The following is a 12,350-nucleotide window of genomic DNA, read 5'->3' as shown; positions in this document are numbered from 1 at the left end:
CAACTTGATTTTTTTGTCCTACAAGTGGGGTGTGGCGATTAATTTTTTCTGGCAGGCAGGTTTTTTATTGCTTTTTTGTCAGTTGGTCCATGTTTGTTGGGGTTGTATGGAGGCATGGCTGGTTGTCAGTGTTAAGGAAACTGCTATCCGCCTTTGTTCCTGTGTCTGTCGGAAATCCCATATTTCCTGTTTTCTTGAGTGTTGTCATACAAGTAGGTGGCTGTTCCAGGACTAAAATCAATCTCGTCAGCCACCGCGCAGTGCTACGATCCGCAAGCCCCGATGACCGGAATTGATCATGCAAGAAGACCTTGACGCACCCGCGCCCAAACGTGCGCACAACCTCGCCCATGATCTGGTGGAGAAACTCACCCAGAGCATCCTGCTCGGCCAGTTGTCGCCCGGCGACAAGCTGCCGTCGGAGAACGCCATCGTTCAGGAGCACGGCGTCAGTCGCACGGTGGTGCGCGAAGCGATTTCCAAGTTGCAGGCGTCAGGGCTGGTGGAGACGCGGCACGGCATCGGCACTTTCGTCATCGAACGCGCTGCCGAGCAGGGCTTGCGCCTGAATGTCGACACTGCGCTCGGCGTGCGCAGCATTCTTGAATTGCGCATGGGCCTGGAAACTCAGGCCGCCGCATTGGCTGCGCAACGGCGCAGCGAACAGCAATTGCTGCACATGCGCCAGGCGCTGGATGACTATCAGCGTCTGCTGGACAGCAACGACAGTTGCGTCGAGGCGGATCGACGTTTTCATCTGCTGATCGCCGAAGCCACCGGCAACGTCTGCTTCAGCGAAATCATGCAGCATCTGGGCAGCGCGATGATTCCGCGTCAGCGGCTCAACGCGGCCGAGCGTGGGGCGGCGGATCTGAGCAAGCTGGGGCAGTTGGCGCATCTGGAGCACGAAGCGATCCTGAATGCGATCAAGCGCCAGGACCCGGACGCAGCGCGCGCGGCGATGTGGCTGCACCTGACCAACAGCCGCGACCGTTTCAGTGCGCAGGGCTGATTGCCGTTGGTCTGCTCGATGGCACGGCCTGCGCAGGCCTGCTTCCAAGCGGTATGGCCCGGGTTTTCCGGACCTCCTTGGTGAGGTGTGTCATGGCTAATGATTTGCTGTTTCAAGGTGGTGTGCTGCCGACCGATCCGACCCGTCCGGTGCCCGGTACGGATGAGCCGACACTGGCCGATCACGATGCGCCACCGGGCATGAGTCCCGGGCGCGATCCGTTGCGTGATGCCGATCGGCCGGAAGACTGGAAGGACCCGGCGGCAGACGATGATGTGCCGCCGGCGGATGAGCCGACGCCGTTGTCGGATGATCGCCGGTAGTGAAAAACCCGGCTCTGGTGCCGGGTTTTTTTTGGTCGTCAGTGGCGAGGTGTTTTGTTCATGCCGGCCTCTTCGCGGGCAAGCCCGCTCCCATAGTAGTTGTTGATGACATGGGATTTTGTGTTCAACACAACCCCTGTGGGAGCTGGCTTGCCAGCGATGGCGGCCGCAATGTCGCTGAAGATCAGTGACGCCTACAAGGTGTTGCGTGTCCTCATGCCGGATTGGCAGCTACATCCCGCATCAGCAGACCAAAGCGCAAATCCACCGCATCCGGAATCGGCAGGTACACCGTGTGCCCATCCCCCGGTGCCACCTCGATCGCTTCACCCTTGGCACTCTGCAACTGGTGCAGATCAAAGTGGAAATTGCCCTTGGGCGTCATCAGTTCCAGGTGGTCGCCCAGTGCAAACCGGTTTTTCACCTTGACCTCGGCCAACCGGTCACGGCGCTCACCGGTGAGTTCGCCGACGAATTGCTGACGTTCCGACACCGAGCTGCCGTTCTGATAATTCTGGTATTCGTCATGCACATGCCGGCGCAGGAAACCTTCGGTGTAGCCGCGCTGGGCCAGTGATTCGAGGTCGGTCATCAGGCTGCGATCGAACTCGCGCCCGGCTACGGCATCGTCGATTGCCCGGCGATAGACCTGGGTGGTGCGCGCGCAATAGAAGTGCGACTTGGTGCGACCCTCGATCTTCAGCGAATGCACGCCCATGCGCGTCAAGCGTTCGACGTGCTGCACCGCGCGCAGATCCTTGGCGTTCATGATGTAGGTGCCGTGCTCGTCTTCAAACGCCGGCATCAACTCATCGGGACGATTGGCTTCCTGCAGCAGGAACACCTGATCGGTCGGCGCGCCAATGCCCAGGGTCGGCTCGGGCTGGAAGGTCTGCACGATCTCGCCGAGCTGGTTTTCCGTGGCTTCCTGCGCAGAATATTTCCAGCGGCAGGCGTTGGTGCAGGTGCCTTGGTTGGCGTCGCGCTTGTTCATGTAGCCCGACAACAGGCAGCGCCCGGAGTAAGCCATGCACAGGGCGCCGTGGACGAACACTTCCAGTTCCATGCCCGGCACCTGTTCGCGGATTTCAGCGATTTCCTCCAGCGACAATTCCCGCGACAGGATGATCCGGCTCAGACCTCGTTGCTGCCAGAATTCGACGCTCGCCCAGTTCACCGTGTTGGCCTGCACCGAAAGGTGGATCGGCATCTGCGGAAAATGCCGGCGCACCAGCATGATCAGGCCCGGGTCGGACATGATCAGGGCATCCGGCGCCATCTCGATCACCGGCGCCAGGTCCTTGAGGAAGGTTTTCAGCTTGGCATTGTGCGGGGCGATGTTGACCACCACGTAGAAGCGCTTGCCCTGGGCCTGCGCTTCGCGAATGCCGAGGGCGAGGTTGGCGTGGTCGAACTCGTTGTTGCGCACCCGCAGGCTGTAACGCGGCTGGCCGGCGTAGACCGCATCGGCGCCGTAGGCGAAGGCATAACGCATGTTCTTCAGGGTGCCGGCGGGAGCCAGCAGCTCCGGGGCGGCGAGGGGGAGGTCAAGGATCATGGCGGCGTCGGTCGCAAAAGCGCGGCAGGGTAGTGCAGCGGCAAGTGCGGTTTATTGATCTGGATCTATCTTTGCGCGGGTGCCGCTGATCTGTGCCGCGCCGGCACCATGACAAGGTCCCGCTGCATCAGGTGCAGCGAGCTGCTTCTACCAGGCGATCTATGCTCCATGAACAAAGATGGCACTCGTGCGCGCCCCGGTGGACTAAGGTTCGAGGCGTGCGTGACGCCTGACTGACATGGATCGGACATGAACGAAAAAACGCTGCAATTCAAATCCCTCACCGTGCTGTTGCTGTTGGTGACGGTCGCCTTCATCTGGATTCTGCTGCCGTTCTACGGTGCGGTGTTCTGGGCGGTGATTCTCGGCATTCTGTTTGCGCCGATGCAGCGCAAGTTACAGCTCAAATTCGGCTGGCAGCGCAACCTGACCGCGCTTTGCACGCTGGGCATTTGTCTGGTGATCGCGATTCTTCCGGTGATCATTCTCAGCATCCTGTTGGTTCAGGAAGGCGCGACGGTGTACAACAACATCGAAAGCGGTCAACTGGACATCGGTGCCTACCTGGCACAGTTCAAACACAGCTTGCCCCCTTACTTTCAGCATTTGCTCGATCGCTTCGGCATGGGCGAACTCAACGGTCTGCGCGAGAAAATCGTCAAGGCGTCGATGCAGGGCAGTCAGGTGCTGGCCAGTCAGGCCTTCAGTTTCGGACAGGGCACATTCGAGTTTGTGGTCAGCTTCGGCATCATGCTGTACCTGCTGTTTTTCTTTCTGCGCGATGGCGCCGAACTGGTACGCAAGGTACGCACCGCAGTGCCGCTGGAAGAGACCCACAAACGCCGTTTGCAGTTGAAGTTCAACCGTGTGGTACGTGCGACGGTGAAGGGCAACCTGGTGGTGGCGGTCACTCAGGGCGCATTGGGCGGGGCGATTTTCTGGTTTCTCGACATCCCCAGCGCGTTGCTCTGGGCGGTGCTGATGGGCTTTCTGTCGCTGTTGCCGGCGGTGGGCGCGGGAATCGTCTGGGCGCCAGTGGCGGTGTACTTCCTGCTCAGCGGGATGATCTGGCAGGGCGTGGTATTGGGGCTGTTCGGGGTATTTGTGATCGGTCTGGTGGACAACGTGCTGCGCCCGATTCTGGTCGGCAAAGACACGCGCATGCCCGACTACATGATCCTGATCTCAACCCTCGGCGGCCTCGCAGTGTTCGGTCTCAACGGTTTCGTGATCGGGCCACTGATCGCGGCGCTCTTCATGTCGAGCTGGGCGCTGTTTATCGAGACCAAACCGAAAGTCCAGTTGCCTTAAGCGTGGAACGGCGCGCTGACGATTTTCTGCGACAGTGCCTGCGCTGCCGGGAGCGAAGTCAGCGGGCCGCTGATGGGCTCACCGTCGCGCACCAGATACCAGCAGGCGAGCAATCCCGACGCTCTGAGCGATGCGGGAACAGCGCTGCCGATGACCGACATGATTTGAACCTGAGCCATGACCAGTACCTCCATCTATCTGTGGAGCTACCTTAAGGATTCGCTGTGCTCAGGGACAATCAACGCTTTCGATAGTGGTCATTGATAACAGTGAGGACGGGTTCAGTCGACAACCTGGTCGAGCATGTGCACCACTTCGCGCTCGTTGAGCAGGCCCTTGTGCACCAGGTTCTCCGCCAGCAGCGAAAGGAACTTGGCGCAGCGGTGGCCTTCCAGGTGTTTGAGTTCGGTCAGCGCGCTGTACACCTTGCTTGAAGTGCACAGGCCGACGATGCGGTGCGGATTTTGAGTAGGCATGGTTCGTCCTTGTTGTTATCAACCTGTTGTTTACGGACGGATTCAGATTGCGGTTCCGTCATGACAAATCGATGACCGTTCTGTGTTTTGCCCCCAGCGGTCAAGTCCATCATGCCGACTTTAGCCGCTGGAACTGTCCTCACAGCGACCTTGGCAAGATTTTTTCAGACGTTGCCCGACCGACGGTCATAAAAAAGCCCCGCTATAAAGCAGGGCTGTTTGTTGGCGATTACCAGCGTGGGCCACCGTAGTAGCCATGTGGCCGGCCGTAATAGCCGCGTGGTGGGCCGTAGTAGACCGGGCCAGGCACGTAGATCGGTTGTTGCACATAGACCGGCGCCGGCTGGTAGTAGACCGGTGGCGGCGGTTGTTGCACATAAACCGGTGCCGGTTGAGCGTAAACAGGCTGTTGCACGTAGACCGGCCGATCCTGGTTGATCAGTGCCGAGCCGATGATGGCCGAGCCGACGATCGCACCAAACACGGCCGGACCCTGCCAGCCACCGCCGTGGGCTTCTGCCTGACCTGTGATCGCGAATGCACCAATCAACAAGGCCACGATGGGGAGTTTACGAATCATGATAATTCCTCGGTTCTTCGACCCGGCGTCCGGGCCTGCACCAGGCCCAAAGTTGTCGCGGGGATACTTCTATGACAGCGAAATTCTGAAAATCAGCACAGCCGCTGGGTAAATTTTGTGTAAGGTCTGTACCGGCTTCTTTACCGGTGGGTCAAAGGGGCACGCGGTCCGTTGCAGACAGGCGCTTATGATCGTCCAGAACCCGATGGAATGGCTAACTCCGTCCATCCGAAAGTCCGTTTTGAAGGAGAAGTTTCATGCAGATGAATCCCAACAAAGACACCCAGCTGTGCATGTCCCTGTCGGGGCGCCCGGGGAATTTCGGTCTGCGGTTTCATAACCATTTGTACGAGCAGTTGGGCCTGAACTTCTATTACAAGGCGTTCAGCAGTCAGGATTTGCCGGGGGCGGTCGGCGGCATTCGTGCCTTGGGGATTCGCGGTTGCGGCGTGTCGATGCCGTTCAAGGAAGCGTGCATCGCACTGGTCGATGAGCTGGATGCGTCGGCGGCGGCGATCCAGTCGATCAACACCATCGTCAACACCCACGGTCACCTCAAGGCCTATAACACTGATTACATCGCCATCGCGCAATTGCTGGAAACCCACGCAGTGCCGAAAGATTCGACGTTCGCCCTGCGTGGCAGCGGCGGCATGGCCAAAGCCGTGGCCAGCGCCCTGCGTGATGGTGGCTACAAGAATGGACTGATCGTTGCGCGTAACGAGCGCGCCGGGCAGGCATTGGCGGATTCGCTGGGTTACCGCTGGCGGGCCGAGTTGGGTGAAGAGCGTCCGCAGATGCTGATCAACGTCACCCCGGTGGGCATGGACGGCGGGCCCGAGGCGGGGCAACTGGCGTTTGAGCCTGAAGTAATCCAGGCAGCCGGGATCGTGTTCGATGTCGTGGCGATTCCGTCGGAAACGCCGCTGATCGTGCGCGGCCGGGCCGAGGGCAAGAAAGTGATTACCGGACTGGAGGTGATTGCGATCCAGGCGCTGGAGCAGTTTGTGCTGTACACGGGGGTGCGGCCGAGTGAAGAGCAGTTTGCGGCGGCGGTGAATTTCGCCCGCAGCTGATGTTCAGGATTATGTGTTGAATGAGTTGGCCCCATCGCTGGCAAGCCAGCTCCCACAGGTATCAGGTTGCAACACAACCAGGTGAGCAACCACAAATCTTGTGGGAGCCGGCTTGCCAGCGATGAATTCAACTCGGTTTATCAGGTTGCCTATACTGCGGCCTCAGCAAGCCAAGACTTGCCCCTCATAAAAACCTGATCGAGGCACCCCATGCATCCGCCCATCCTCAACCTGCACCAGGTCGAACTCGAACCCCTGCCTGAAGCCCTTGCCCCGGAAGGCGAAACCGCGGGTCGCTATCAGCAAAGCATGGCGCGCATCGGCCAGCAGCTCGGTGCGCAGAAACTCGGCTATCGGTTGTACGCCTTGCCGCCAGGCATGCGCGGCAGTCCGTTTCACAGCCACCGGGTCAATGAAGAGATGTTCTATGTGGTGGTCGGGGAGGGCGAGGTGCGCTTGGGGGCCGAACGCTTTCCGATTCGCGCGGGCGACGTGATCGCCTGCCCGCCGGGCGGCCCGGAGACGGCGCATCAAATCATCAATACCAGCGAAGCGGAACTGCGTTACCTGGCGGTCAGCACCCAGCAGCAACCGGATATCTGCGAATACCCGGACTCCAACAAATACGCAGTGATGGACAACTTCAAGGTTGATACCGAGGGCAATGCATCAGGTTTTGTCGCCGTGGCGCGGCAGGCGGATGGGGTGGATTATTGGGATGGTGAGTAAATAGAGACCTTCGGCTTGGTGCAGTCCCTGTGGGAGCGAGCTTGCTCGCGAATGCAATGTGTCATACATATCATTGCTAAATGACACGCCGTATTCGCGAGCAAGCTCGCTCCCACAGTAGGATTTTGCGGGTTATTCGAGGCGCGCCAGGCGCTCTTCCAGTGCGGCAATCCGTGCTTCCAGCTCTTCGATGCGCTCGACCGAAACGCCGCTGGTCGCGCGCTCCCCAGGATTCTGCCGCGCCGCCAGGATCGCCTCGATGTCCGCCGGATCGCCCAGTGCATGGGTGTAGCGGTCTTCGCGTTGCCCGGCCTGACGCGGGATCAACACCGCCAGCCCACGGGCGATCAGGCGTTCAAGTTGATGCACAACCTGCTCGGCATCTTCGAAATCGTGCATGCGCCCGCTGCGGGTCAGCAGTTCGTTGACGGTCTGCGGGCCACGCAAGAACATCAAACCGGTGAGAATCACCTGGGCCGGCACCAGTTCCAGCGCCTTGTCGAGCTTATGCTCCCAGCGATCAGCGCGACTGCCCATGACCAGTTTGGTGTAACCGTGGCTTTCCAGCGCCCGCAGACTTTGGCCGACCTGGCCCTGAGTCAGGTTCATCACCGGCTCGCGGCTGGTCTTCTGATTGCAGGCCAGCACCAATGCATTGAGGGTCAACGGATAGGTTTCCGGGCTGGTGGCCTGTTTTTCGATCAACGAACCCAGAATGCGGATTTCCGTGGCGTTGAGCCGTGGTTCGTTGGTGGTGGTTGCAAGTTCGGTGGTCATCGCGCGTTCCCTCAGCAGTCGAAGGCGCCTAGCCTAATCCTTGGCTAACAAAAGGCAAGCCGTGTGGTCATCAAGCATGGCTATAATCGCCTCCACGTTCCACCCAGCCACCACACGAGACTGCCATGACCATTTCCCTTTACGCCGCATCCGTCCCGGTTTTTCAACAAATGCTCAACGCCCTGAGCGATGTCCTGAAAAAGGCTGAAGCCCACGCCACCGAGAAAAACATCGACCCGAACGCATTCCTGCAAGCGCGCCTGTACCCGGACATGTTCCCGCTGGTGCGTCAGGTGCAGATCGCCGTCGACTTCGCCAAGGGCGTTTCCTCGCGTCTGGCCGAAGTCGAAATCCCGAAGTATGACGACACTGAAACCACGTTCGCCGAACTGCAGGCGCTGATCGCCAAGGTGCTGGCCTACATCGGCGAGATCAAGCCGGAGCAGATCAACGGCAAGGAAGGCATCGAGATCGTGACCCGTCCGGGCACGCCGAAAGAGAAGCGCTTCAGCGGTCAGGCTTACCTGCTGAGCTACGGTCTGCCGCAGTTCTTCTTCCACGTCACCACTGCCTATGCGCTGCTGCGCCACAACGGTGTTGAAGTGGGTAAACGCGATTACATGGGCGCGTACTAAAACACCCCGTAACAAAAAAGCCCGCCAAGGTTCACGCCTTGGCGGGCTCTTTATTGGATAAAGCAAAAGATCGCAGCCTGCGGCAGCTCCTACAGGGAAACGCATTCCTAATGTAGGAGCTGCCGCAGGCTGCGATCTTTTGATCTTTTGATCTTTTGATCTTTAGACTGAGCGCTGAACTTTCGCCTCTTCACCCAAGCAAGCCGCGGCAGTAAACAGCACATCAGTGGACGAATTCAGCGCAGTCTCCGCCGAGTCCTGCAGCACACCAATGATGAAACCCACCGCCACCACCTGCATGGCAATCTCGCTGGGAATGCCGAACAGGCTGCACGCCAGCGGAATCAGCAGCAGCGAGCCACCGGCCACGCCCGAGGCGCCACAGGCACAGATCGCCGCGACGACGCTGAGCAGGATCGCGGTCGGAATGTCCACGGCAATCCCCAGCGTGTGCACGGCAGCCAGGGTCAGCACGGTGATGGTGATCGCTGCGCCAGCCATGTTGATGGTCGCACCCAGCGGGATCGATACCGAGTAAGTGTCTTCATGCAGGCCCAGGCGCTTGCTCAGTTCCAGGTTGACCGGAATGTTCGCTGCCGAACTGCGGGTGAAGAAGGCGGTGATGCCGCTTTCGCGCAGGCACTTGAGGGTCAGCGGGTACGGGTTGCGGCGCAGCTTCCAGAACACAATCAGCGGGTTCATCACCAGTGCGACAAACAGCATGCAGCCCAGCAGCACGGCCAGCAGGTGCGCATAACCGATCAACGCGCCGAAGCCCGAGGTGGCGAGGGTAGACGCCACCAGACCGAAAATGCCCAGTGGGGCGAAACGAATCACTACGCGCACGATCACGGTCACGCCGTTGGACAGGTCGCCCAGCACCTCGCGTGTGGTGTCGCCGGCATGGCGAATCGCGACGCCCATGCCGATCGCCCAGGCCAGAATGCCGATGAAGTTGGCATTCATCAGCGCGCTGACCGGGTTGTCGACCACGCTCAACAGCAGGCTTTGCAGCACTTCGGCAATGCCGCCCGGCGCGGTGACTGACACATTGTCGGTGGACAGCACCAGATGCGAGGGAAACGCCATGCTGGCCACCACCGCGACCACGGCTGCGGCGAAAGTGCCGAGCAGATACAGGAACAGGATGGGTCTGATGTGGGTTTCCTGACCGTGCTTGTGGTTGGCGATCGACGCCATCACCAGCACGAACACCAGAATCGGCGCCACGGCTTTGAGCGCCGAGACAAATACTTTGCCGATGAACGCCGAGCCTTTTGCCGCTTCCGGGGCGAACAACGCCAGAGCGATACCGGCGATCAGGCCGATCAGGATCTGCGTGACCAGACTGAGGTTTTTCAGGCGTTGCATTAGAGAAGGGGATGAAGCGGTCATAACGGCATCTCTGATTTTTTATAGGGTGCAAGGTTGCGTGAAACCGGTGGTACATCAAGGGGGCAGGTCACCGGCACGAACCGAAAGGGCTGACGCGCGATCAACGCTGTTAAACGGGGCGCTGAACAGGGTGTACGTTTTTCAGGGCGCGGACTTTATCACAGCGTAGGCGTTATCCTTCAGGCCTGTGACGATCTGCCACCGGATTGATCGGCAAGTCGGCAGGTTTATGCAAGTCACTGCTGAAACTCTCTGTTAAGATTCGCCATCCTCATTTTAATCGTTGCCAGCGGGCCTTCCGGCCTTCGCTGGTGTCGTCGTTTTGCTGGAGTTGCTCATGCTGTTGCCCATTCTTCTGTTGTCCGCTGCCGGATTCACGGTGCTGACCACGGAATTCGTCATCGTCGGCCTGTTGCCGGCCATTGCCCGAGACCTGGCGGTAACCATTCCGCAGGCGGGTCTGCTGGTGACTCTATTCGCTTTCACGGTGGCGATGTTCGGCCCGTTTTTGACCGCCTATTTCGCCCGCTTCGAGCGGCGCAAGTTGTTCATCACCATCCTGATCATGTTCGGCCTGGCCAACACCGTTGCCGCGCTGGCGCCGAACATCTGGGTCATGGCCATTGCGCGCTTGATCCCGGCCCTCGGCCTGCCGGTGTTCTGGGCCTTGGCCAGCGAGACAGCGGTGGACATCGTCGGCCCGGATTACGCCGGCCGTGCGATTGCCAAGATCGGCTTCGGCATCGTCTGCGCCACGGTATTCGGCATCCCGGTGGGCACGTTGATTTCCGATGCGTTCGGCTGGCGCAGTGCATTCGCGATTCTGGCGGTGATCGCTTTTGCCAAGGCCTTGCTGCTGTTTGTTTACCTGCCGAAAACCAGTCTGCATCAGCACCAGGTCAGCTTCAGCTCGCAGTTCAAGATCCTGCGCAGCCCGCTGATGCTCGGCCATGTGCTGTTGTCGATCCTGGTATTCAGCGGCATGTTCACCGCCTACACCTATCTGGCCGACATCCTCGAGCGTCTGGCGGGTTTTAACGGCACCGTGGTTGGCTGGTGCCTGATGGGCTTCGGTGCGGTCGGGCTGATCGGCAACTCGCTGGGCGGGCGTGCAGTGGATCGTCATCCGTTGGGTGCGTCCGTGCTGTTCTGCGCGTTCATGATTGCCGGCATGGTCTCGCTGGTGCCGAATATCCACTCGACCATGGGCCTGGCGGTGGCCATGGGCATCTGGGGAATCACCCAGGCGGCGCTGTTTCTGGTCAGCCATGTGCGCCTGATGAAGGCCGCGCCGCAAGCGCCTGCGTTTGCCGCCTCGCTGAACATCGCCGGGGCCAACCTTGGGATTGGTCTGGGTGCGATGATCGGCGGTCGGGTGATCGACAGCGCTGGCCTGGGCTTTCTTGGCTTCGCCGCTGCCGGATTCATTCTGTTGTCGGTATTCCTCGCCATGGTCTTGATGACGCTCAAGCCGCGCGAAGAGTGCGCCCAGGCGTCATAACGCGGTAAACAGCTCGCGTCGGGCACCTTCGGTAATCGCCACGATGCCGGGGTGCTTGACCTTGCGTTCCACGGAAATGGCATAGAACGACTCGGTCACCGCGTCGGTCTGGCCAATCACCTCGACGCCGTACTGGCGTTTGACTTCATCGGCAATCACGCTCGGACCGATGAAAATCCCGCTGCCCGATTGGCCGAAGGCCTGCATCAGGGCGCTGTCATCGAATTCCCCAACGATTTGTGGCTGGATCTGCTGCTCGGCAAACCAGCGCTGCAGACGGCTGCGCACCACGGTTTCTGCGCCGGGAATCAGCAGCGGTGCGCCGTTGAGGCTGCGCGGAAAGTCTTGCCCGTATTGCGCCGCCAATTGCGCGGTGGCGAAAAAACTGATCCCGCATTCGCCGAGTTTCTGGCTGTAGCCCTTGATGTCGAGGTGCGACGGCATCGGGCTGTCGGAAATCACCAGGTCCAGACGCTGGATGGCCAGGTCCGCCAGCAGGCGTTCGAGTTTGTCTTCGCGGCAGGTGATGCGCAGCGGTTCGTGCAACTCCATGGTCGGCGCGATCAGTCGATAGACGATGGACTTGGGCACCACGTCGGCCACGCCGACGCGAAACAGGATCTGCTGTTCGTTGGGCTGGGCGCGCAGCATCAACTCCAGTTCGCCGCCTAACTGGAACATCTGCTCAGCGTAGGGCAGGGCCTGGCGTCCGGCCTCGGTCAGTTCCAGCTGGCGGCCGACCCGCTGAAACAGTTCGATGCCGTAGGTTTGTTCGAGCAGCGAAATCTGCCCGCTGATGGTTTGCGGTGTGAGGTTGAGTTGCTCGCAGGCACGCACGATGCTGCCGGTCTTGGCGACCACCCAGAAGTAATGCAGTTGTCGGTAATTGAGCACTCTAAGGTTCCCCCCCCCTGTAGGAGCTGCCGCAGGCTGCGATCTTTTGATCTTGCTTTAAAAAATCAAAAGATCGCAGCCTT

Annotated in this window: 14 protein-coding genes; 7 read left to right on the top strand and 7 right to left on the bottom strand. The window is 59.9% G+C overall.

Going from position 1 to position 12,350, the window contains the following annotated elements; all coding sequences use genetic code 11:
* The first annotated feature begins 298 nt into the window (after window positions 1-298).
* Both AB1J88_RS10665 and AB1J88_RS10660 read left to right on the top strand, forming a co-directional pair.
* On the top strand, window positions 299-1,012 hold the full coding sequence (locus AB1J88_RS10665; RefSeq protein ID WP_430291020.1) for a FadR/GntR family transcriptional regulator: 714 nt from the start codon (window positions 299-301) through the stop codon (window positions 1,010-1,012).
* A 92-nt stretch (window positions 1,013-1,104) separates the two neighbouring features.
* On the top strand, window positions 1,105-1,335 hold the full coding sequence (locus AB1J88_RS10660; protein ID WP_430291019.1) for a hypothetical protein: 231 nt from the start codon (window positions 1,105-1,107) through the stop codon (window positions 1,333-1,335).
* Between the two features lie 214 nt (window positions 1,336-1,549).
* Here the strand turns inward: AB1J88_RS10660 and yegQ are convergent, their stop codons facing one another.
* Entirely contained in the window at window positions 1,550-2,893 is a 1,344-nt protein-coding gene (gene yegQ / locus AB1J88_RS10655; RefSeq protein WP_430291018.1) for a tRNA 5-hydroxyuridine modification protein YegQ, read from the bottom strand.
* A 249-nt stretch (window positions 2,894-3,142) separates the two neighbouring features.
* On the opposite strand from yegQ, the gene AB1J88_RS10650 reads away from it, so the two are divergent.
* Window positions 3,143-4,204, top strand: coding sequence for an AI-2E family transporter (locus AB1J88_RS10650; RefSeq protein WP_041074089.1), 1,062 nt, complete (start codon window positions 3,143-3,145; stop codon window positions 4,202-4,204).
* Here AB1J88_RS10650 and AB1J88_RS10645 read toward each other — a convergent pair.
* The 3 genes from AB1J88_RS10645 to AB1J88_RS10635 form a co-directional block, all read right to left on the bottom strand.
* Window positions 4,201-4,383, bottom strand: a complete 183-nt coding sequence (locus AB1J88_RS10645) for a hypothetical protein (protein WP_041074091.1) — start codon at window positions 4,381-4,383, stop codon at window positions 4,201-4,203. The genes AB1J88_RS10650 and AB1J88_RS10645 overlap by 4 nt on opposite strands.
* A gap of 102 nt (window positions 4,384-4,485) precedes the next feature.
* Window positions 4,486-4,680 carry a hypothetical protein gene (locus AB1J88_RS10640; RefSeq protein WP_025108897.1) on the bottom strand — a complete coding sequence of 65 codons (195 nt, stop codon included), beginning with the start codon at window positions 4,678-4,680 and terminating at the stop codon, window positions 4,486-4,488.
* A gap of 229 nt (window positions 4,681-4,909) precedes the next feature.
* Window positions 4,910-5,260, bottom strand: a complete 351-nt coding sequence (locus tag AB1J88_RS10635; RefSeq protein WP_430291017.1) for a hypothetical protein — start codon at window positions 5,258-5,260, stop codon at window positions 4,910-4,912.
* A gap of 257 nt (window positions 5,261-5,517) precedes the next feature.
* Between AB1J88_RS10635 and AB1J88_RS10630 the strand changes: the two genes are divergently transcribed.
* Both AB1J88_RS10630 and AB1J88_RS10625 read left to right on the top strand, forming a co-directional pair.
* Window positions 5,518-6,336, top strand: a complete 819-nt coding sequence (locus AB1J88_RS10630; protein WP_222015274.1) for a shikimate 5-dehydrogenase — start codon at window positions 5,518-5,520, stop codon at window positions 6,334-6,336.
* A gap of 210 nt (window positions 6,337-6,546) precedes the next feature.
* Window positions 6,547-7,065 (top strand): cupin domain-containing protein, encoded by a 519-nt coding sequence (locus AB1J88_RS10625; protein ID WP_222015273.1) that lies wholly within the window; start codon window positions 6,547-6,549, stop codon window positions 7,063-7,065.
* Between the two features lie 132 nt (window positions 7,066-7,197).
* Here the strand turns inward: AB1J88_RS10625 and AB1J88_RS10620 are convergent, their stop codons facing one another.
* Window positions 7,198-7,842: a YceH family protein gene (locus tag AB1J88_RS10620; RefSeq protein WP_041074096.1), complete on the bottom strand. Its 645-nt coding sequence runs from the start codon at window positions 7,840-7,842 to the stop codon at window positions 7,198-7,200.
* 125 nt (window positions 7,843-7,967) lie between these two features.
* Between AB1J88_RS10620 and AB1J88_RS10615 the strand changes: the two genes are divergently transcribed.
* Window positions 7,968-8,477 carry a DUF1993 domain-containing protein gene (locus tag AB1J88_RS10615; RefSeq protein ID WP_047291564.1) on the top strand — a complete coding sequence of 170 codons (510 nt, stop codon included), beginning with the start codon at window positions 7,968-7,970 and terminating at the stop codon, window positions 8,475-8,477.
* Window positions 8,478-8,639: 162 nt separating this feature from the next.
* Here AB1J88_RS10615 and sstT read toward each other — a convergent pair whose 3' ends face one another.
* Window positions 8,640-9,872 carry a serine/threonine transporter SstT gene (gene sstT, locus AB1J88_RS10610; RefSeq protein ID WP_430291016.1) on the bottom strand — a complete coding sequence of 411 codons (1,233 nt, stop codon included), beginning with the start codon at window positions 9,870-9,872 and terminating at the stop codon, window positions 8,640-8,642.
* 337 nt (window positions 9,873-10,209) lie between these two features.
* Here sstT and AB1J88_RS10605 point away from each other — a divergent pair, with 337 nt between their 5' ends.
* A complete protein-coding gene (locus tag AB1J88_RS10605) occupies window positions 10,210-11,373 on the top strand; it encodes an MFS transporter (RefSeq protein ID WP_430291015.1) in 1,164 nt (387 codons plus the stop codon).
* On the opposite strand, the gene nhaR is transcribed toward AB1J88_RS10605, so the two are convergent.
* Window positions 11,368-12,267, bottom strand: a complete 900-nt coding sequence (nhaR, locus tag AB1J88_RS10600) for a transcriptional activator NhaR (RefSeq protein ID WP_145596531.1) — start codon at window positions 12,265-12,267, stop codon at window positions 11,368-11,370. The genes AB1J88_RS10605 and nhaR overlap by 6 nt on opposite strands.
* Window positions 12,268-12,350 lie beyond the last annotated feature (83 nt).

Origin of the sequence: Pseudomonas sp. S8 (assembly GCF_050473925.1) — a bacterium.
GTDB classification, from domain to species: Bacteria; Pseudomonadota; Gammaproteobacteria; order Pseudomonadales; family Pseudomonadaceae; genus Aquipseudomonas; species Aquipseudomonas parakoreensis.
This window is presented reverse-complemented; position numbering and strand designations above follow the sequence as displayed.